Origin of the sequence: Embleya sp. NBC_00888 (genome assembly GCF_045207655.1) — a bacterium.
Taxonomy (GTDB): Bacteria; Actinomycetota; Actinomycetes; order Streptomycetales; family Streptomycetaceae; genus Embleya.
On sequence record NZ_CP108784.1, the window covers coordinates 7,423,199 to 7,443,587 of the forward strand.

Consider the following 20,389-nt stretch of genomic DNA (forward strand, 5'->3'; position numbering starts at 1 on the left):
GTCCACGTTCGGCCGGGAGGACGGCCGACGAAGCACGGAACGACGACGCGTGGGCACGGGTGTCCCGTGCCGCGCACAGAGTACGAACGAGGGACGAACATGAACCACGAAGCCGTGACGGTCATCGGTCTGGGATCGATGGGCGCCGCCCTGGCCGAGGCGTTCCGGGCGGCCGGCCATCCCACCACGGTGTGGAACCGTTCCGCCGCGAAGTCCGACGACCTGGTCGCCCGTGGCGCGGTGCGTGCCGACACCGTGGCCGAGGCGATCGCCGCGAGTCCGGTGATCGTGGTCTGCGTGCTGGACTACGACAGCACGCACACCATCCTCAAGGCCGATGAGGCGGCGCTCGCCGGCCGCACCCTGGTCAACCTCAGCTCGGGCTCGCCCGAACAGGCCCGGGAGACCGCCTCGTGGGCGGCCGGACTGGGAGTCGCCTACCTCGACGGCGCGATCATGTCCACGCCGCCCGGGATCGGCTCGCCCGAGGCGATGCTGCTCTACAGCGGCGACCCGGCCGCGTTCGCCCGGCACGCCGCGACCCTGCGCGCGCTCGGCGATCCGGTCGACCTGGGCCCGGACGCCGGCGTCGCGAGCCTGTACGACACCGCGCTGCTCGGCGTGATGTGGGCGACGCTGACGGGTTGGCTGCACGGTTCGGCCGTGGTCGGCGCCGACGGGGTGGGCGCGGCCGAATTCACGCCGATCGCGAACCGTTGGCTGGCCCACGCCGTGACCGGATTCATCGACCTGTACGCCGGACAGGTCGACGCGGGCGCCTACCCCGGCGACGACGCCACGCTCGACGTGCACCTGGCGACGATGGACCACCTCGTCCACGCCGCCCGGGCACGCGGCGTCGACACCGCCCTCCCGGAGCTGTACCGCACGTACACCCGACGCGCGATCGCCGCCGGCCACGGCTCGGACGGCTACGCCCGGCTGGTCGAGGAACTCCGCAAGTGAACCCGGGAGCGGGGGCGGGGACGGGAGTGGGGATGAGAACAGGCGTGGGGACGGGGACGGGGACGGGGACGACCGCGCGAGGCGGCACGACGACGGAGACGGCGGCGACCGCCCACGACTGGCCCGCGTTGGTCACCCGAGCGACCGAGGTCTGCGTCGCGACCCTCGCCCGAGCCGCGGCGGAGACCGGTGGGACCGCGGCCGCGGGCGTCTCCGCCACAGTCGACGACCCCTCGGTCGATCACCCCGCAATCGACCACCCCGCGGCCGTTCACTCCGCAGTCGTCGACCCCGCCTGGGGCCGACCCGCCGACGGCGAGCGATCCTGCCGGCAACTGCTCGACCACCTCGCGTTGGGCTTGGTCGGCTATACGGGCCTGCTGATCGCCCGGCCGACGGACCGCTACATCACGCTGTTCGCGTCGCTCGACCCGGCGGCCCCGATCGACGCGTGTCTGGACGGCCTCGGGATCGCCGGCACCGTACTCGCGTCGACCGTGCGCGACACCCCGCCCGAGGTCCGTGCCTGGCACCCCTGGGGTCACTCGGATCACACCGGTTTCGCCGCGATGGGTGTGGTCGAACTGCTCCTGCACACGTACGACATCACCCGCGCGCTCGGCCAGGCCTGGTCGCCGCCGGACGAACTCGCCGCCCCGGCGCTCGCCCGGCTGTTCCCGGACGCGCCGACGGGGACGGGTGCCGCCCCGGCGGACGTGTTGTCGTGGTGCACGGGTCGGGGCGACCTGCCGGGCCGGCCGCGGGTTCCGGCCGGCGAATGGCAGTGGCAAGGCTCGCTGCGCTGAGGAAGGGCCGCGTTCGCCGAAGCGCGGCCCGGATCGGCAAGGCACGGCACGGCACGGCATGGCACGGTTCGGCGAGGCGAGGTGACGGCCCGGTTCGGCTGGGCGACGGCCGGGATCGCCGGGTCGCAGCCGGGTTCGCCGGGTCGCGGCGTCGGCCGAGGGGCTCGGGCTCAGACCTCCGCCGGCGTCTCGTTGTACACGCCCGCGTAGTCCTGACCCGACAACTTCTGGATCGCTTCCATGATCTCGTCGGTGATCTCGCGCCGCGCCCGGGCCACGTCCGTACGTCCGAAGTGGCGCGAGAAGTCGAGCGGCTCGCCGAAGCGGATGAGCGCGCGCGGCGACAACCTCGGGATGTTCGAGCCGATCGGCTGGACCCGGTCGGTGTCGATGATGCCGACCGGCACCACCGGGCACCGCGCGGCCAGCGTCAGCCACGCGACCCCGGTCCGGCCCCGGTAGAGCCGGCCGTCCCGAGAGCGGGTGCCCTCGGGGTAGATCCCGAACGCGTCGCCGCGTTCGAGCACCGAAAGCGCCGTCTCCAGGGCGGCCTTCGCCGCGCTGTGCGCGCCTCGGGGCACCGGGACGGCGCCGATTCCGGAGAAGAAGGCATTGCTGACCCGGCCCTTGAGCCCGGGGCCGTCGAAGTACTCGGCCTTCGCGAGGAACGACACCTTGCGCGGCATGACCACGGGGATCGCGACGCTGTCAACGAACGACAGGTGGTTGCTGGCGATGATGACCGGGCCGGTCATCGGTACGTTCTCGCGGCCCTCGGTACGCGGGCGGTAGATCGCCTTCGCGGTGGGCGCCACGACGCCATGCATGAACTTGTCGATCAGCACGGATCCCCCGTGGGAGTGGGTGAGGTCTGGAAACACGCGCCACCTTATCGAGTCTGCGGCACCCCCTACGACACACGTACCCACCTGCGTTGTTGACGTAGCGTCAAATGTTCGTCACGGCACCGAACGTGGCGATCGGTGACGCTGTGTCCGACCGCATTCACACCCGTCGGGCGAGCGATTCCAGCAGCAGGTCGAGCACGTCCTCGAAGGGGCTGCCCGCCATCCCCTGGGCCAGGTGCCGACGGACCGTGCCGATGGCCGGATAGTCCGTGCCGGACAGCCTGTTGTACGTCTCCTCCCAGGAGCGGTCGTCGGCCTCGCGCACCTCGGGCGCGAGCGCGGCGTACGACGCCTCCAGGGCCGCGTGCGCGAGCACGGTGTCGATGAACACCCGGTAGTAGCGCACCGCGTCGGCGGGGGAGAAGCCTGCCGAGAGCAGCAGGGTCACGCCGATCTCCACGGCCCGGAACTCGTTGTGCCGCCGGGTCACCCGGGACGCCGCGACGGCGGCCACGCGCGGGTGCCGCAGGTAGCCGTCGCGGACCCGCAGGCCCAGCTCGCGCAGCGAGGCCACCCAGTCCGGGCCCGGCCGATAGCCGGCCAGCGTCTCGCCGATCAGGAAGTCGGCGATCGCGAGCAGCAGGTCGTCGGTGCCGCGGAAGTATCGGTAGATGGCGGTGGGGTCGCACCCGAGCGCGGCACCGAGCTTACGGACTGTCAGCGCCTGCGCACCGTGGTGTCCGATCAGGCGTACTGCACAATCGACAATGACATCCTCGGACAAAACGCTGCCCGACTTGGTCGGTCTGCGCCGGCGACGTTCACCCACCACGCGGTCCGTGCGGCCTGTGCGGTTCACGCGGTTCACGCGGTCCACGCGGTCCACGCGGTCCGCACGGCGCGTGAGGTCCGTGCGATCCACCCCGTCCACTCCGTCTGCTCCGTCCACACGATCCTCCGAAGCTTGTCCGGCGGTGCGGCTGCCGTCCGGCTGCTGTCCGGCCGGCCGCCCCGCCTGCCCGCCAATGTCCCGCAGGCCGGCGTGTTCGCGCCACACCTTATGTCAACACCATTGACGTAATTCTGACGCAGGCTGTTTCATCGGCGTCCACCCCCCGTCCGCTTTAGCCTCCCTTGGAGCGCCGATGTCCACGAACCTGCCCCGGGACGATCAACCGCCCGCGCTGCGCAAGTCGCTCGGTGTCGTCGACGGCATTGCGGTGGCCGCGTCCAGTACGGCGGCCACCACCAGCATCGGCGTCGGTATGGGCAGCCTGGCCGCCACCGTCGGGTTGGCCACGCCGGCGATCATCCTGATCGCCTTCCTGCCGATGCTCGGCATCGCCGGAGCGTACGCCCGACTCAACCGGGTCGAGCCGAACTGCGGCAGCGGCTACGTCTGGGTCGGCAAGTCGATCGGCCCGTGGTCCGGCTTCCTCACCGGCTGGGTCGCCCTCGCCGGGTCGATCATCTTCCTCGCCTACACCAGCGCGATCACCGGCTCGGTGCTGCTCCAATTCGCCAACAAGGCCGGTTGGCACGAGTTCGCGGGGCTGGCCCTGGACCCGAACTCGACCAAGCTCAGTACCGTCCTGGGCCTGATCGTCCTGGTGGTGGTCACCGTGCTCGCGATCACCGGCGTGCGTCAGGCCACCCGGTTGCAGACCTTCCTGCTGGTCTTCGAGTACTCGGTGCTGCTGGTCTTCTGCGTCTGGGCGATCGCCTCCGGCGACCAGCCGTTCTCGTTCTCGTGGTTCAACCCGTTCGAGATCGACTCGGCCTCGGACTTCGCCCAGGGCCTGGTGCTCGCGGTGTTCTTCTTCTGGGGTTGGGACGCGGCGTTCAGCGTCACGGAGGAGACGAAGAACCCCGAGGACTCGGCCCGAGGCGGGCTGATCGCGCTGTTCGTGATGCTCGGCATGTTCCTGCTCGGCGCGATCGCCTTCCAGCGGGTGATGACCGTTCCGGAACTGACCGAGAACGGGCCGCAGGGACTGACCTTCCTGGGCGCGCACCTGGCCGCCGACCCGTGGGCGAGCCTGCCGCTGCTGGCGCTGATCTTCTCCGCGATCGCGTCGTTGCAGTCCGGCGTCATCCCCACCGCGCGCGGCATGCTCGCGATGGGCCGCGACCAGACGCTCGGCAAGGTGTGGACCCGGATCCACCCGACCTTCGGATCGCCCGCGATCGGCACGGTGCTGATCATGGCGATCGCCGCCGGCACCGCCGTACTGGCGATCGGCATTCCCAAGCTCAACGACATGATCCTGGCCGCGGTCAACTCGATCGGCCTGATCGTGGCGTTCTACTACGGCCTGACCGCGATCGCCTGCGCGGTGCGGTTCCGGCCGACGCTGCGCACCGACCGACGCGAGGCGGTGCGCGCCGTGATCATCCCCGGGGTGAGCGGATGCGCGCTGCTGGGCGTCGGCGCGTACCTCGCCTACGACTACCTGACCATGAGCGACAGCTTCGAACTCAGCCCCGACAACGGCTGGTTCATGTTCTCCGTGCCGATGGTGGTGATCCTCACCGGCCTGGGGTTCGCCGCCTACGCCAAGTACGTGCGCAAGTCGGCCTACTTCGAGACCGGTCGGGGCACCGACGGCGACTCGATCGAACTGCCGATGGACCGCTACAACGACGCCGCCGACTTCGACGCCTTCAAGTCCAAGGAAAACGCATGAGCACCACCGACCACATCGTTCACACCTCCACCGGGGCGTCCGCCGCTGTTTCCACCGCGGTGTCCGCTTCTGTCTCGACCGAGGTGTCCACCGCTGTTTCGACCGCGGTGTCCGCTTCCGCGTCCGCCGGTGCGGACGTGGTCTTCACCGGCGGCGCGGTGTACACGGTCGACGCCGGGCGCAGCCGGGCGAGCTCGGTGGCCGTGCGCGACGGGCGGATCGTCGCGGTCGGGCACGACGAGGTGCGCGCGTTGATCGGCGCCCGTACGGAGGTCGTCGACCTCGCGGGGAAGCTGCTGATCCCGGGCTTCCAGGACGCACACGTGCACCCGGTGGGCGGCGGCGTGGAGATGGGTCAGTGCGACCTGTCCGAGCACGAGACGCTCGCCGAATACCGGCAGGCCGTGCGGGCCTACGCCGACGCCCACCCGGACCTGGAGTGGATCACCGGCGGCGGCTGGTCGATGGAGGCGTTCCCGGGCGGCCTGCCGCACCGGTCGATGCTGGATGAACTGGTCCCCGACCGACCGGTGTTCCTGCCCAACCGGGACCACCACGGTGCGTGGGCCAACAGCCTGGCGCTGCGTCTGGCGGGCATCACCCGGGACACCCCGGACCCGGCCGACGGCCGGATCGAGCGCGACGCGGACGGCGAGCCGACCGGGGTGCTCCAGGAGGGCGCGGCGGACCTGGTCGGCCGGCTGCTGCCCGCGCTCACCGCCGAGGACCAGGTGGCCGGCCTGCTCCGGGCCCAGCGGTTGTTGCACTCGCTCGGCGTCACCGCGTGGCAGGACGCGCTGCTCGGCGCGCACGCCAACATCACCGACGCGAGCGCCGCGTACCTGACGGCGGCGGACCGAGGGCAGTTGACCGCGCGCGTGGTCGGCTCGCTGTGGTGGCAGCGGGACCGCGGGATCGAGCAGATCGAGGACCTGCTGGCCCGACGCGAGGCGGGCACGCGCGGGCGGTTGTCGTGTACGACCGTCAAGATCATGCAGGACGGCATCGCGGAGAACTTCACCGCCGCGATGCTCAGCCCGTACCTGACGGCGTGTGGATGCGCGTCCGACAACAGCGGGATCAGCTTCATCGAGCCGCAGGCGCTGCGCCGGTACGTCACGGCGCTGGACGCGCACGACTTCCAGGTGCACTTCCACGCGCTGGGCGACCGCGCGGTCCGCGAGGCGCTGGACGCGGTGGCCGCGATGCGGGCGGCGAACGGGTGGAAGGACACCCGGCCGCATCTGGCCCACCTCCAGGTGGTGCACCCGGCGGACATCGGCCGCTTCCGTGAACTCGGCGCGAGTGCGAACATGCAGCCGCTGTGGGCCGCGCACGAGCCGCAGATGGACACGCTGACCATCCCCTTCCTGGGCGCGGAGCGGGCCGCGTGGCAGTACCCGTTCGGCGAACTGGCGCGCAGCGGTGCGACGTTGGTCGCGGGCAGCGACTGGCCGGTGTCCAGCCCGGATCCGATCCAGGGCATCCACGTCGCGGTGAACCGGCGGATCCACGGGTCGGACTCGCCGGCGTTCTTCCCGGAGCAGCGGCTCGACCTGCACACGGCGCTGGCGGCGTACACGGCGGGCAGCGCGTACGTGAACCACCTGGACGACACCGGAAGCATCGTGGTGGGCAACCATGCGGACCTGGTGGTGCTCGACCGTGATCCGTTCGCGGCGCCGGAGAGTGAGATCGGGGCTACGCGGGTGGTGGAGACGTTTGTGGGGGGTGAGCGGGTTTTCGGGGCGTAGTGGGGTGGTGGCGTAGCGGGGTGGCGGCGTGGCGGCGTGGTGGCGTTGATTGGTCGGGTCGGGTCGGGGGCGGGGCTTGTCACCTACGTGAGTGACGAGCGGCGGGCCTTGTCAGCTACGTGAGTGACAAGGCCGGCGCTGGTGCCGGCGCCACCCCCCCCGGCGCCACCCCCCCGGCGCGGTCAGCGCGCGTCGTCGGCGTTCCGCGCGTCGCGCTCGGACTCGCGGACGAGTTCGGTGATCCGGGCCTGGTGCGGCGGGTCGGCGGTGAAGGTGACGAGTTTCTGCTCCGGGTCGTCGGCGACCCGCAGGACCACGTGGGTCAGGTCGAGGCGGCCCAATCTCGGGTGGTACAGGCGCTTTCGGCCGGATGACAGGTCGCGCACGTCGTGTCGCGACCACCACGCGTCCGCCTCCGGACCGGCGACGCGCAGGCGCCGGACCAGGTCCGCGAAGGCCGGATCACCCGGGTGGCGGTCCGCGGCGGCACGGAAGCGGGCCAGGGCGCCGACGGCCTCGGCCTCCCAGTCGACGAGGCGGGTGCGGGCCTCCGGGGCGACCAGGGTCCACCACACGATGTTGCGTTCCTCGGGCGGCAGGCGCGGCCAGTCGGCCCACAGGGCGCGGGCCGCGCCGTTGGCGGCGAGCACGTCGAAGCGGCGGCCGGTGACGTAGGTCGGGTGCGGGTCGAGGCGGTCGACCAGCGCCGCCACCGCGGGGTCGAGAACCTCGTCGGGCCCGTCGGGCCCGTCGGCGCGGGCGGTTGCGGGTACACCCTCGGCGAGCCGGATCAGGTGGGCGTGCTCGGCCGGTTCGAGCCGCAGCGCGGAGCCGAGCGCGTCCAGGACCTGGCGGGAGGGATGTACGTCGCGGCCCTGTTCGAGGAACGTGTAGTACGTGGTCGAGATCGCGGCGAGGCCCGCGACCTCCTCACGGCGCAGGCCGCCGGTGCGGCGGCGGGTCCCCGGTGGCAGACCGACGTCGGCGGGTCGCAACCGAGCGCGGCGTGAGCGCAGGAAGTCGGCGAACTCGCGGGCGGGGCGGTCGGGAGCGGGGCGATCGGGAGCGGGGTGGCCGTCCGGCGGTGCGGGCATTCTGGGGGTTCCTTGGTGGGGCTTCGGCCGGTGGCGGGGTCGGGTCGGTGGCGAGTCGGGGTCGGTGCCGCCTCGGGGCCTTCTCGACTTCGGGGCCGTCTCGACTTCGGGTCGGTCGCGGTATGGGTCCTGGTGCGGATGGGTCCCGGTGCAGATGGGTCCTGGTACTGCTGTTACCAGTAAAGACGACGCATGGATGCCGGAGTGGAACGGATCTACGGTCGGTGGCATGAGCAAAATCGTCACCGAGTGGATCGAGATCGACGTACCCGGCGCGGCGGCGCCGATGTCGGGGTATCTGGCCCGACCGAGCGGACCCGGACCGCATCCGAACGTGCTCGTGGGCTTCGAGATGTTCGGCGTCACCGGCTATGTGCGGGGTGTCGCCGACACGCTCGCGGGCCTCGGCTTCCGAGCCCTGGTACCGGACTTCTACCATCGAGCGGGCCGCCGGATCGAGTTGCCCGCCGACGCCGACGGGCGGGCTCGCGGGCTCGAACTGGTCGGCGGGCTGACCCGGGACGGCGTGCGTGGCGATGTCACCGCGGCCATCGCGGAGTTGGGCCGACGCTTCGGCGACGACGCGCCGACCGCGATGTTGGGGTTGAGCGCGGGTGGGCACATCGCCTACTACGCGGCGACGCAGGTGCCGTTGGCCGCGCTGGTCGTGTTCTATCCGGGTTGGCTGACCGGCGGCGAGATCGCGTTGGGGCGGCCGGAGCCGACGGTGGAACTGACTCCTCTGTTGGCCCGGCACGACACCTCGGTACTGGTGCTGATCGGCGCGGACGACCACCTCTACACGGCCGACCAGCGGGAGTCGATCGCGGGCCGGCTGGCCGAGTCGGGCGTGCGGCACGAGTTCGTGGTGTACCCGGACACGCCGCACGGCTTCTGCTGCCCGGAGCGCGATACGTACCGTCCGGTGGCCGCGGCGGATGCCTGGTCGCGGGCCACGGCGTTGTTGGGGGAGGCGCTGAAGGGTTAGGGCCCGGCCCGAGGGCGGGGTTTTGTACGGCGATCCCGGCCGGTCGGCGGTGGGGTGCGTGGCGGGGCCTCGGGTGTCGAGCGTCGCGGGGCAGGGCGCGGTGCGAGTGCCGCCGACCGGGTGCGGGCCGTCGGGTTGTCAGGTCGTCGGGTCGTCGGGTCGTCAGGTCGTTGGGGTGTCGGTCGGTCGGTTGCCGATGGTGTGGGCGCGGGCCACGGTGAGGCTGTCCTCGTATACGTGATAGCGGCTGATCAGGCCCGCTTCGACGGTGACGTGGACCGCGCACATGGCCCGGTAGGCCGTTCCGGTGGCCGCCGCGGTGCGGCGGATCTCGGTGAGCAGGACCGCCTCGGGCCCGTCGAGCAGGATCCGCAGGTCGGGTCCGGCGGTGGGGGCGTCGACATCCGCGTCCGCGTCCGTGTCCGCGTGCGTGTCCGGGTCGTGGTCGTCGGTGTGCGCGGCGGCCAGTTCGCGAAAGTGCGCGGCGACGTCGGCTCGGGTCGAGCGCGACCGGATCCACGGCGTCGCCGGGTGGCCCTCGGCCGGCCAGTCGAGCAGCCAATCCACCCGATCGGCGAACAGTTCGGCGATCCGGTCCGGGGCGCCCGCGCCGACCCGGCGGACGAACTCGGCGACCACGGCACCGGTGCCGGGCGTCGGATCGGTCGGCACGGTGAACTGCCGGTCGTGCCGGATTCGGCCGTCCGGGCCGAGCCGGACCACCATGCGCCCGGTCCACGCGACATCGCCGCCGGCCGCCGGGATCATGTACGTCGTGAAGGTGATCGTGCCGTTGTGACCGACCGCGTCCTCGGCCGAGCGAAAGACGAACCCGCCTCCGGCGACCAACTGCTCGTGCGCCTCGGTGACCCGAGCCAGCAGTGCCTCGTGCCCGACGTATCGTCCGGACTCGATGGTCTCGATTCCGTCCGGTGCCCACAGCGCCGCCACGGCGGCCCGGCGGACGGCCGGGTCCGGTTCGTTCCACACGGCCACGTAGCGGTCGACGAACTCGTCGATGTCGATGTCGGGGTGGACGAGGGCCTCGTTCGTGTCGGCGCCGGCGCCGGCGCCGGGCGCGGGGGCGGGGGGCGAGGCGATGTCGGTGGTGTGGGTCGCGTTCATGGTCGGACCGTAGGTGGACTGCACTGACACGTTATGTCAGTGGAGTTCGGCAGAATGCGCGCATGCGGGCGAGTCGGCTGGTCTCCATCCTGTTGTTGTTGCAGACCCGGGGGCGGGTCACGGCTCGGGAGATCGCCGACACCTTGGAGGTCTCGGTGCGCACGATCTACCGGGACATGGAGTCGCTGAGCGCGGCCGGGGTGCCGTTGTACGCGGATCCGGGCCATCGCGGCGGGTACGAACTGCTCGACGGCTTCCGCACCCGGCTGACCGGGCTCACCACCGGCGAGGCCGAGTCGTTGTTCCTCACCGGCCTGCCGACCGCCGCCGCCGACCTGGGTCTGGGGTCGGTGCTGACCGCCGCGCATCTCAAGCTGATGGCGGCGCTCCCGGCCGAACTGCGCGATCGCGCCGGGCGGATCGCCGAGTGCTTCCATCTCGACGCGCCGTCCTGGTACGGCGCCGCCGACCCCACGCCGCACCTGGCCGAGGTCGCGGACGCGGTGTGGAACCGCCGGCGGTTGCGGATCCGCTATCTCCGCTGGGCGGAGCCGAGCGAGACCACGCGGGTGGTCGATCCGTACGGCGTGGTGCTCAAGGCGGGCGCCTGGTACCTGGTCGCCGCACACGCGGAGTCGGCCGAGGGCGGCGGCCCGCACGGTGTCGGGGGATGGGAGGCGATCCGTACGTACCGGGTGTCCCGGATCCTGGACGTCGAGGTGCGATCGGAGTCGTTCGAGCGGCCGGCCGGGTTCGCGTTGGCGGCGCATTGGCAGGACTACCTGGACCGGTTCGACCGCCGCCGGCTCCGCGCGTCGGCGACCGTGCGGATGTCGCCGATCGCCATGGACCGGCTGACGCACCTGATGGAACAGGCCGTGGTGCACGCGGCCCGGGCGAGCGCGACCCGGCCCGACGCGGACGGCTGGGTGGAGGTGGTCGTCCCGATCGAGTCGGTCGAGCAGGCGATCACGGCGCTGCTGCCGTTCGGCGGTGAGGTGGAGGCGCTCGAACCGGCGGAACTGCGGGCCGGGATGCGGGCGGCGGTGGTGGCGTTGGCCCGGGTGTACGGGGACGGCGGGTGAGTGGGGACGGCGGGTGAGTGGGCGGCTGCGGGGGGCGCGTGGGGTCGTGCGGGGTCGTGTTCGGTCACATGGGGTCGGGTGAGGTCGGGTGGGGTCACGTGCGCATGTGGGCGGATGTGTGCGGGGGTTGATGGTGCTCTTTGTGACGATGTATCCGGATAGTCGTCGCCCGCCAAGCGGATGGAGGGCTTCCGGAAATTGCATTCTTTACCGTAGCTATAGGAATCTCTGAGATCGCATGACAGTTCGACGGGCAGAATCAAGCCTTTGCCCGTGGATCATGAGGGCTTTGGACGCGGTGCGCACGTGACCGCGTGATCGACGGGATCGAGGGGATCGACGGCATCGAGGGGTCACCTGATCGCGTGGTTGGACGCCTGGGTGATCAAATGTCCGAGTGACTCTGCGGGGCGCACGTCCGATTCGCCCGCGTCCCGCAGTCGGCCCGATGATCGGGCCGGGCCAGGGCCCGTCCTTCCCGATCCCGCCGCGTCGCGCCCGGCGGGATCGGGGGACGGGCTCGGGTGTGCCCGGCGTCAGCGCGCGGGCGTACGCCCCGGGCTCAACTCGCGGGACCAGGCCACCTCGCGGTCGAGTTGCCCGGTCGCGCGAAACAGGCAGACCTGATGGGTCTCGGCCAGCAACGTCGCGAGTCGGGTTCGGTCGGCCGGCTCGAAACCCAACTTCCGCCAGAACGGTCCCGATCGGCGACTGAACAGCCAGGCCCGACGGGCGCCGGTGTCGGCGGCCCGGTCGAGCGCGTAGCGAGCCAGATCGAGACCCAGGCCCTGCCCCCGAGCGCCCTGATCTACCGCGACGCTGCGGATCAGGGCGTGCTCGCCGGCAGTGGACAACTCGAACCCGGTACTGCCGCGCACGATCCCGGCGGCGTCCCGAAGCAACCACAGGCGCACGGTGGGCGCGTCGAGCCCGCTGAGGGTGAGGTCGGCCCGGACCAGGAAGTCGTGCAGGTCGGGTAGGTCGGCGGAAGTCAGGGGCGCGAGGGCGTCCTCGGTGCGCGCTTCGTCCTCGGTGCGGTTCGTCGTCATCGGCCGAGGAGGCAGAAGGGGTGGCCCGCCGGATCGGCGTACACCCGCCAACCACGAGGGTCGACGCGGAGCAACACGGCGCCGAGTCCGAGGACCTGCTCGTGCGCGTCGTCGAGGTTCGGGACGTCCACGTCGAGGTGGAACTGCTGCGGACGCGCGGCATCGGTCCACTGCGGCGGCCGGTAGTCGGCGACGCGCTGAAACGCCAACACGAGCCCGGCCTCGGTATGAACGGTCGCGAAGTCGGCGCCGACTGCCCATCGCGAATCGGGTCGGTCGACGGCGCCACCGAGAAGCGCCGCGTAGAACCGGGCGAGTTCATGGACGTCCGGGCAGTCCAACACGACGCACTGCAACCTGCCGACCATCGGCGTCCTTCCGGTCCGTCCGGTCCCTGGGTCCTACCGGTCCTCGGTCCTTCGGTCCTCGTCCTCCCGGTACTTGTTGTCCTACTTCGCGAGGAGTTTGCCCAGGAGGGTGGTGAGTTGCCGGCGCTCGGCGGCGGTCAGCGCGGCGAAGCTGCGGTCCAGGAAGTCGGGGATGTCGCGCTCCGCGTCGGTGAGTACGCGGGTGCCGGCGGCCGTGATCGTTACGGCGTACGCGCGGCGGTCGACCGGGTCGCGGTCACGGCGGACCAGCCCGCCCTTTTGCAGCGAGTCGACGATGCCGACCATGACGCTGCGGTCGATGCGCAGTTCCTCGGCCAACGCCTGCTGGGCACTCGGCCCGACGGCGTCGAGCATCTTCAGGACGAGGTGCTGACCTACGCCCACCTCCTGACCGGCGGCATGCGCGTCGGCCGCGCGAGCCATCGCGGCGGCGGCGCGACACAGCGCGATGTCCACGCGCTCCTCGGCGAGCCGCGGGAAGTAGTGGGGTTTGGCCTGGGTGGTGTGCTCGACGGCGGCCTTCTTCATGCCGCAAGGCTATCGCACGCCGAAAGATTGTTTGACGCAAGACGATCTGTAGGCATACGTTTTCCATCAATCATCTGAGCCAAGATCATCTGCGGAAAGTCATTCTTCGCCCAACTCGTCTGCATCCAACTCGTCAGTGTCCAATTCGTCTGTGCCCAACGCATCTGGGTGCGGTGCATCTGCGTCCGAATCGTCTGGGCGCAAAGCATCTGTGTCCGACTCGTCTGCACTCAACTCGTCTGCACCCAACGCACCAGCGCCCGACTCGTGTGCATTCAACTCGTCTGGGCGCAAAGCATCTGCACCCGGTTCTTCTGCGTCCAATCCGCCTGCGCTCAGTGCATTCGCGTCCGACTCGTCTTCGCTCAACTCGTCTGCATCCGACTCGTCTGGATGCAAAGCGTCTGCATCCGATTCGTCTGGGCGTAACGCATCGGTGCTCGACTCGTCCGCGCTCAGTGCATCTGCGCCTGACTCGTCTTGGCTCAACTCGTCTGTTTTCAACGCATCTGCATCTGAATCATCTGGGTGCAAAGCATCTGGATTCGACTTTTCTGCCTCCGACTCGGCTGCACTCAACTCGTCTGCGCCCGACTCGTCTGCGCCCGACTCGTCTGCGCCCGACTCGTCTGCGCCCGACTCGTCTGCGCCCGACTCGTCTGTGTCCGAATCATCTGTGGGCAACTCGTGGGCGAAGTGCCCTCCCGCGCAGGTTGGCTCCCTCTCGAAGGAGTTTGATCATGACCGTTCTTTCTCTCTCGTCCGACGAACTGCTCGGCACTACAAGGGCCGTGCGGTTTCGGTTGGATCTGGGGCGCGAGGTTGATCGGGGGTTGATCGAGGAGTGCGTCGAACTCGCGCTCCAGGCGCCGAACGGTCGCAATCGACAGCGCTGGAGCTTCGTCGTCGTCACGGATCCCGAGCGGCGGCAGGCCGTGGCCGACCTGGTGTGGAAGGGCCTGCGCGAGGTGCCGGGTACGCCGGTGCCGGCGGCGGACGCGGCGCGGGCGTGGGCGAATCCGCGGTCGATGCAGCGGGTGATGGCGGGTGCGGGTTACCTGTTCGACCACCTGCACGAGGTGCCGGTGCACGTGATTCCGTGCATCGCCGGTCGTACGGACGCGGTCGGGGTGCCGGAGCAGGCCCGGACGTGGGGTTCGGTGCTGCCGGCGGTGTGGAGTTTCATGCTTGCGGCGCGGGCCCGGGGGCTCGGTACGACGTGGACCACGCCCGACCTCTTCTACGGCCCCGAGGGCACCCGACTGCTCGGGCTGCCGGCCGACGTGATGCCCGTGGCGCTGATCCCGCTCGCGCACACGATCGGGACGGACTTCAAGCGGGGCCCGCGAGTTCCGAGTTCGGAGGTGCTGCATTGGGACACGTGGTGAGAGGCCCGGCCGCCGGTGGAGCCGCGCGGGCTCGACCCGGCGCCGGTCTTGTGATCCTTGGGATCCGGTCGCGGCGTCTGGCGCGGTGTATCGCAAGCGCACACCCGATGCTCGTGGTTGTTCCGGCCGTATGGGTCCGCAGCTCCGTCTTGCCAGGTGGTGCGGCCCCGGAAAAGCACGGTCTCCAAGTGCTGTTGCGCGTGTGATCCCGAAGTGCGTGATGTCGTCGATCGCCCCGCCGCTACACAGACGTCCGCGCTCGCCGTCCGCGCCGCCGGGGCCGTGAGCCGTAGCCTGGTCGCACGGCACGGCACGGCACGGCACAGGCGTGTCGACGTCGACGGGGGTGACGTGCGGAACGAGGCGAGGCGATCGCGGGCCGGTACGAACTGGTCAGGCGGCTCGGCCGCGGCGGGATGGGCGAGGTGTGGGCCGCGCACGACCGCAATTTGCGTCGTGACGTGGCGGTCAAGCTGCTAGTGCGGCACTAGTCTTCGATGACGGGACGTTCCCGGACCTACCCAAACGCTTCGAACGCGAGGCGGTCGCCGCGGCCCGGATCAACCACCCGAACGTCGTTGCCCTCTACGACCGTGGCACGCACGAGAACGTCCTGTTCCTCGTCATGGAGAAGGTCGACGGTGCCACACTCACCCGAACCATCCAGGAAGCGGCCCCGATCGACGCCGGCCGCGCGCTGACGATCGCCGACGGGATCTGCACGGCACTCGTCGCCGCGCACCGGGCCGGTGTCGTGCACTACGACATCAAGCCGCACAACGTGATGCTCACACCGCACGGCCGGGTAAAGTCGTCGATTTCGGGATCGCCGGGTTCGTCCAGACGGCGTTCTCCCTCGCGGGAACGTCCCAACTGGCTCCCGCCGGCACCGCCGAGTACGGCGCGCCGGAACAACTCCTCACCGAACGCGGCGACGAGCGTTCGGACCTGTATGCGCTCGGCTCGGTGCTCTTCGCCATGCTCACCGGCCGTCCCCCGTTCACCGGTCACAACGGCCTGGCGATCATGCGGCGCAAGCTGGACGAGGACGAGGACGAGGACGAGGACGAGGACGAGGACGAGGACGCGCCGCGGCTCGACACGATCCGCCCGGACCTGCCTCCCGCCCTGACTGCGCTGGTCGCCGCGCTCCTGGATCGCGACCCCGAGCGGCGGCCCGAGTCCGCCCGGCATGTCCGCGAACGCCTGCGGCGGTTGAGCACTCGCCAACCCCAGGTCGATGACGTGTTCGACTACGACGCCACCACGGTCACGAAGCCGCCATCGCGTACAACGACGGTGGCGACGCGCTACAGGCGTGAAGACGACCCGTTGACCATGACCTGGCCGATCCGCGAAATGGTCGGCCCCAAACCGGCGTTGCCCCGCAGAGCCGCGGTACTACTCGGCTTCACGGAAGAACCGGACATGAACGGGTTCGGCTGGGAACTGTACGTGGGCCCGGAACACATCGCGACCACCGACGCCAGGGGCCGCCAGGAGTTCCCCTGGCATGAGATCCATCGCGTCACGATCGTTCCCGTCCAATACGGGCGATCGAGGTTCCACGCCATCCAAATCCGGCTTACGGACGCCGCCAGGCGTCCCCGGACAATACGGCCGGCGGGCTTCGCGCGGCCCACGACGTTCGCGTTCGCCGTCGATCGGGTCGAGGCGCACCCCTGCTGCGTCATCGGGTCAACGACGTACGAGAGATGGGCCGCGCTGACGGACGCCATCACCGGCTATGCCGGTGAACGCTGGCGCATCCCCGGCACGACTTCAACTCCCTCGGGTAAGCGCCTCCGCGCGTCGAAACGCCGCACAAATGCCTCTCCCGGCCGTGCCGGTCGTGGGTGGATGCACGGTGATCCTGTCGTCGAGGTGGCGCGGCACCCGGATCGCGGTCGTGAGATCCCGGAATGAGGTGCTGTTCCCGGCTCGTTCGGAGGTGATGGCGATCGCCGGCGGCCGACTGTTGCGCCGCGAGGTGAACTTTGGTGGTCGTTTCGCCATGGGATGACCGAGAGCGCGGGTGGCGGGATTGCCGATCGGATGATCCGAAGGAAACGCGTTAGCCGGGCCGGTGTGTGTGGGCGGGCGGTTGCAGGAGGGCTGCGGTGAGGGAGCGGACCGATGTGGTGAGGCGGGCCGGGCCGCCGTTGTCGGTGATGTGGCGGACCAGGTCGGCGTCGAACATGCCCAGGAGGGTGTGGGCTACGAAGTCGACGTCCAGGTCGGGGTGGGATTCGGCGAGCAGGCCGGTGATGTGGTCGTGCCAGCGCAGGTAGGTGGGGTCGGCGTACTTGTCCTCGGCGCAGGCGCGTTCATGGGCGGCCAGCAGGACGATGTTGCCGGCGGCGAGTTCGGCGAGGGCGTCGAGGAAGGCCGGCAGGCGTACCTCGGCGGGAGCCTCCGGGCCCAGGGGCGGCGGGCCCGTGACGATCGCCTCGCTGAGCAGGCGGGCGCGTTCCTCCAGTAGCGCGCGGAGCAGACCCGTGCGGTTGCCGAAGCGGCGGAACACCGTGCCCTTGCCGACGCCCGCCGCCGCCGCGACCTTGTCCAGCGATACGTGCTCGAAGCCGTGTCGGGCCAGGAGGTCCTCGACGGCACGCAGGATCGCACGGCGGTTGCGCGTGGCATCGGCGCGTTCGTGGACCGGCTGGGACGACACGGGGCCTCCTTGAACAATCGGACTGATGGTCCGTATATTACCCGAGAGCCATCCGGACTGACGGTCCGTATGGCGAAGCGGCGTGCTGTGCGCGGCCGGTGGCGGTCACCGATCGCCCGGTTGCCCGGTTGCCCGGGTGCCCGGGTGTGTCGGGCTCATCCGGCTCGGCCGCCGGATCGATCAATCGAGGGAGCGGATATGACTGTTCGTGCGCTGGTCGTGGATCCCGAGGCGCCGGCCGGGGTCCGGGCGGCGGAGATACCCGAGCCGGAACCGGGGCCCGGGCAGGTGCTGATCGACGTACGGCACGTGTCGGTCAACCATGGCGATCTGCGTACGGACGTGCGTCCGGCGGGTACGGTGCTCGGCTTCGACGCGGCGGGCGTGGTGGTGCGGGCGGCGGCCGACGGCGGTGGGCCCGAGGTGGGCAGTCGGGTCGTGGCGTGTGTGCCGGGTGCCTGGGCGCGGCGGGTGGCGGTCGACGTCGACGCCCTGGCGGAACTGCCCGACTCGGTGGCCTCGGCGACCGCCGCGGCTCTGCCCGTGGCCGGAGTCACGGCGTTGCGGGTGCTGCGGGAAAGCGGTCCGGTGGCGGGTCGACGTGTCCTGATCACCGGTGCGTCGGGCGGTGTCGGGCGCATGGCGGTGCAACTCGCCGCACGGGCGGGCGCGTACGTGATCGCCTCCGTCGGCGCGCCGGAGCGTGCCGCCGGACTGGTCGACCTCGGCGCGGCCGAGGTCGTCACCGGCCTGGAGGGTGTCGACGAGCCTTTGGACCTGGTGCTCGACAACGTCGGCGGGCCGCAACTGGTTGCCGTGTGGGGGCTGTTGGCGCCCGGAGGCGGTATCCGGAGCATTGGCTGGGCCTCGGGGGAGCCCGCGGTGTTCCCGCCGTATTCGACGTTCGCGCTCGGGGCGACCCGGACGCTGAGTTCGTTCGGCGACGCGAGCAGTCCGGGAGCCGATCTCGCCACGCTGGTCGCGCTGGTGGCCGCCGGGGAACTCGTGGTCGAGGTCGGCCTGCGCGAGCCGTGGGAGCGGGTGGCGCGAGCGTTCGAGGCCCTCGCGAGCCGGCGCGTTGCGGGCAAGGTGGTGCTCGACATCGGGCCGAACGCGACGGAGTGAAACCTCACCGGCCATGCGCGCGCTGGACGGAGTTCGGCCCGCCGGCGAGGGAGCCAGGAACACACCGACTGTCGGCGCGGGCCCGACGGCGCTCGCCGGACCGAGTGCATACCGGCTGCGGCGCGGGCCGGATTGCACTCGCCCGATCGGCTCGGCCGGGCTTTCACACCCGACCGGCCGGGTTCTCGCACCGATGCGGGCAGGCTCGTGCTCCTTGGCCCGGCGGGTTCTTGCCTCCAGCTTGGCCGGGCTCCCGCGCCCGGTCTGCCGGGCTCCCATACTCGCTCGGCCGACCCGTGCCGCCGCTCGGGTGGGGCCTCCACCGGGCCGGGTCTCCATCCCCGCTCGGCCCGACCCCCGTCCCTGCTCGGCCCGACGCCCGATGCCACCCGGAGGGCTTCCTTGGTCGGGCTTCGGTTGTGTTGGGTTGGGGGAGTGGATCGGCTTACGCGGATGGCGAAATCGGCTCGCGTCGATGATCGCCGGGCGGGCGATCATGCCTATGGTTGACGCGATCGAACCAGCGTCTTGCATGGGGGACCGTTCATGATCGTCGAATACATCCGCTACACGATCGCCGAAGCGGACGGCACCGAGTTCGAGGCCGCGTACGCGCGGGCCGCCGAGTCGCTCGCGGCGGCGCCGGAGTGCGTGGACTACGAGTTGAGCCGATGTCAGGAGGAGCCGTCCGCGTACATCCTGCGCATTCGCTGGACGTCGACGGACGCGCATCTGAACGGCTTCCGCAAGGGTGAGCACTTCGCCGCGTTCTTCGCCGCGATCCGCCCGTACGTCACCGCGATCGAGGAGATGCGGCACTACGCGGTGACCGACGTGGTGGGTAAGGGCGGTTCGACTCCATCGCTGTACGAGTGGGCCGGCGGGGCGCCCGCGTTCGAGCGGCTCTTCGGGACGTTCTACGAGCGGGTGGCCAAGGACGAGATCCTCGCTCCGGTGTTCGCGGACATGGACTCCCACCACGCCGAACACGTGGCGTCCTGGCTGGGCGAGGTGTTCGGCGGGCCGTCCCGCTACAGCACCGAGCTGGGCGGGCATCGGCACATGGCCTCGAAGCACCTCGGTCGGGGGATCTCCGAGACGCAGCGGCGCCGATGGGTCGCGCTGCTGCTGGAAACGGCCGACGATGTGGGCCTGCCCGCCGACCCGGAGTTCCGCGGCGTGCTCGCGTACTACCTGGAGTGGGGCACCCGGATGGCGATCATCTACTCCGGCCCCAACCCGCCACCGCTGCCGGAAACCCCGATGCCACGTTGGGACTGGGGCCAGACCCCGCCCTACCTGGGCTGAGCGACACACCGGATCGGGCCCGCGCCGCGGCCCGATCCGGCCTGGCGGCTTCGCCTCGGCCTGGCGGCTTCGCCTCGGCCTGGCGGCTTCGCCTCGGCCTGGCGGCTTCGCCTCGGCCTGGCGGCTTCGCCTCGGCCTGGCGGCTTCGCCTCGGCCTGGCGGCTTCGCCTCGGCCTGGCGGCTTCGCCTCGGCCTGGCGGCTTCGCCTCGGCCTGGCGGCTTCGCCTCGGCCTGGCGGCTTCGCCTCGGCCTGGCGGCTTCGCCTCGGCCTGGCGGCTTCGCCTCGGCCTGGCGGCTTCGCCTCGGCCTGGCGGCTTCGCCTCGGCCTGGCGGCTTCGCCTCGGCCTGGCGGCTTCGCCTCGGCCTGGCGGCTTCGCCTCGGCCTGGCGGCTTCGCCTCGGCCTGGCGGCTTCGCCTCGGCCTGGCGGCTTCGCCTCGGCCTGGTGGCGGTTGCCGCCTCCTTCCGGCCGTCAAGGTGCTCGAGCGTTGCGTTGCCGTCGCGGCCGTTGCGTCACGGTCGCGTTGCCGCCTTGCCTTGGCTGCCTCCTCCCGGCCGGCCGAGGTGCCCGAGTGTC

General features: G+C 71.0%; 19 protein-coding genes and 1 pseudogene. 11 read left to right on the plus strand and 9 right to left on the minus strand.

Translation table 11 applies throughout. From position 1 onward, the window contains the following. Positions 1-66 precede the first annotated feature (66 nt). Both OG948_RS31635 and OG948_RS31640 read left to right on the plus strand, forming a co-directional pair. The gene (locus OG948_RS31635; RefSeq protein ID WP_406299723.1) at positions 67-966 is read left to right on the plus strand and encodes an NAD(P)-dependent oxidoreductase; all 900 of its coding nucleotides are present in this window, start codon (positions 67-69) and stop codon (positions 964-966) included. Between the two features lie 32 nt (positions 967-998). Continuing rightward, complete coding sequence (locus tag OG948_RS31640) at positions 999-1,772, plus strand: hypothetical protein (protein ID WP_406299724.1); 774 nt, start codon at positions 999-1,001, stop codon at positions 1,770-1,772. A 170-nt stretch (positions 1,773-1,942) separates the two neighbouring features. On the opposite strand, the gene OG948_RS31645 is transcribed toward OG948_RS31640, so the two are convergent. Further along, positions 1,943-2,653: a lysophospholipid acyltransferase family protein gene (locus OG948_RS31645; protein WP_395865476.1), complete on the minus strand. Its 711-nt coding sequence runs from the start codon at positions 2,651-2,653 to the stop codon at positions 1,943-1,945. 124 nt (positions 2,654-2,777) lie between these two features. Then, a complete protein-coding gene (locus OG948_RS31650) occupies positions 2,778-3,449 on the minus strand; it encodes a TetR/AcrR family transcriptional regulator (RefSeq protein WP_406299725.1) in 672 nt (223 codons plus the stop codon). A gap of 316 nt (positions 3,450-3,765) precedes the next feature. Here OG948_RS31650 and OG948_RS31655 point away from each other — a divergent pair, with 316 nt between their 5' ends. Both OG948_RS31655 and OG948_RS31660 read left to right on the plus strand, forming a co-directional pair. Beyond that, the gene (locus tag OG948_RS31655) at positions 3,766-5,307 is read left to right on the plus strand and encodes an APC family permease (RefSeq protein ID WP_406299726.1); all 1,542 of its coding nucleotides are present in this window, start codon (positions 3,766-3,768) and stop codon (positions 5,305-5,307) included. Continuing rightward, complete coding sequence (locus OG948_RS31660) at positions 5,304-7,061, plus strand: amidohydrolase (protein ID WP_406299727.1); 1,758 nt, start codon at positions 5,304-5,306, stop codon at positions 7,059-7,061. The genes OG948_RS31655 and OG948_RS31660 overlap by 4 nt, the downstream gene beginning before the upstream one ends. A 182-nt stretch (positions 7,062-7,243) precedes the next feature. On the opposite strand, the gene OG948_RS31665 is transcribed toward OG948_RS31660, so the two are convergent. Further along, complete coding sequence (locus OG948_RS31665; RefSeq protein ID WP_406299728.1) at positions 7,244-8,155, minus strand: helix-turn-helix transcriptional regulator; 912 nt, start codon at positions 8,153-8,155, stop codon at positions 7,244-7,246. A gap of 229 nt (positions 8,156-8,384) precedes the next feature. Here OG948_RS31665 and OG948_RS31670 point away from each other — a divergent pair, with 229 nt between their 5' ends. Then, positions 8,385-9,143 carry a dienelactone hydrolase family protein gene (locus OG948_RS31670; protein ID WP_406299729.1) on the plus strand — a complete coding sequence of 253 codons (759 nt, stop codon included), beginning with the start codon at positions 8,385-8,387 and terminating at the stop codon, positions 9,141-9,143. Positions 9,144-9,305: 162 nt separating this feature from the next. On the opposite strand, the gene OG948_RS31675 is transcribed toward OG948_RS31670, so the two are convergent. Beyond that, on the minus strand, positions 9,306-10,268 hold the full coding sequence (locus OG948_RS31675; RefSeq protein WP_406299730.1) for a nuclear transport factor 2 family protein: 963 nt from the start codon (positions 10,266-10,268) through the stop codon (positions 9,306-9,308). Between the two features lie 62 nt (positions 10,269-10,330). Between OG948_RS31675 and OG948_RS31680 the strand changes: the two genes are divergently transcribed. Next, positions 10,331-11,353 carry a helix-turn-helix transcriptional regulator gene (locus OG948_RS31680; RefSeq protein ID WP_406299731.1) on the plus strand — a complete coding sequence of 341 codons (1,023 nt, stop codon included), beginning with the start codon at positions 10,331-10,333 and terminating at the stop codon, positions 11,351-11,353. A gap of 536 nt (positions 11,354-11,889) precedes the next feature. Here the strand turns inward: OG948_RS31680 and OG948_RS31685 are convergent. From OG948_RS31685 to OG948_RS31700, 4 genes are all read right to left on the minus strand, one after another. Next, on the minus strand, positions 11,890-12,402 hold the full coding sequence (locus tag OG948_RS31685) for a GNAT family N-acetyltransferase (protein ID WP_406299732.1): 513 nt from the start codon (positions 12,400-12,402) through the stop codon (positions 11,890-11,892). Then, positions 12,399-12,770: a VOC family protein gene (locus tag OG948_RS31690; RefSeq protein ID WP_406299733.1), complete on the minus strand. Its 372-nt coding sequence runs from the start codon at positions 12,768-12,770 to the stop codon at positions 12,399-12,401. The genes OG948_RS31685 and OG948_RS31690 overlap by 4 nt, the downstream gene beginning before the upstream one ends. Before the next feature lie 81 nt (positions 12,771-12,851). Next, positions 12,852-13,319 carry a MarR family winged helix-turn-helix transcriptional regulator gene (locus tag OG948_RS31695; RefSeq protein ID WP_406299734.1) on the minus strand — a complete coding sequence of 156 codons (468 nt, stop codon included), beginning with the start codon at positions 13,317-13,319 and terminating at the stop codon, positions 12,852-12,854. 99 nt (positions 13,320-13,418) lie between these two features. Next, positions 13,419-13,898 (minus strand): hypothetical protein, encoded by a 480-nt coding sequence (locus OG948_RS31700; RefSeq protein ID WP_406299735.1) that lies wholly within the window; start codon positions 13,896-13,898, stop codon positions 13,419-13,421. 161 nt (positions 13,899-14,059) lie between these two features. Here OG948_RS31700 and OG948_RS31705 point away from each other — a divergent pair, with 161 nt between their 5' ends. The 3 genes and pseudogenes from OG948_RS31705 to OG948_RS31715 all read left to right on the plus strand — a co-directional run bounded on the left by OG948_RS31705 (position 14,060) and on the right by OG948_RS31715 (position 16,633). Beyond that, positions 14,060-14,707, plus strand: a complete 648-nt coding sequence (locus OG948_RS31705) for a nitroreductase family protein (protein WP_406299736.1) — start codon at positions 14,060-14,062, stop codon at positions 14,705-14,707. 559 nt (positions 14,708-15,266) lie between these two features. After that, positions 15,267-15,835: pseudogene (locus tag OG948_RS31710) on the plus strand (serine/threonine-protein kinase); the annotation flags it as partial. 117 nt (positions 15,836-15,952) lie between these two features. Continuing rightward, on the plus strand, positions 15,953-16,633 hold the full coding sequence (locus tag OG948_RS31715) for a hypothetical protein (RefSeq protein WP_406300407.1): 681 nt from the start codon (positions 15,953-15,955) through the stop codon (positions 16,631-16,633). A gap of 148 nt (positions 16,634-16,781) precedes the next feature. On the opposite strand, the gene OG948_RS31720 is transcribed toward OG948_RS31715, so the two are convergent. Beyond that, positions 16,782-17,381 carry a TetR/AcrR family transcriptional regulator gene (locus tag OG948_RS31720; RefSeq protein ID WP_406299737.1) on the minus strand — a complete coding sequence of 200 codons (600 nt, stop codon included), beginning with the start codon at positions 17,379-17,381 and terminating at the stop codon, positions 16,782-16,784. Between the two features lie 198 nt (positions 17,382-17,579). On the opposite strand from OG948_RS31720, the gene OG948_RS31725 reads away from it, so the two are divergent. Beyond that, positions 17,580-18,506, plus strand: a complete 927-nt coding sequence (locus OG948_RS31725) for a zinc-binding dehydrogenase (protein WP_406299738.1) — start codon at positions 17,580-17,582, stop codon at positions 18,504-18,506. Positions 18,507-19,052: 546 nt separating this feature from the next. After that, complete coding sequence (locus OG948_RS31730; RefSeq protein WP_406299739.1) at positions 19,053-19,814, plus strand: group II truncated hemoglobin; 762 nt, start codon at positions 19,053-19,055, stop codon at positions 19,812-19,814. The last annotated feature ends 575 nt before the right edge of the window (positions 19,815-20,389 follow it).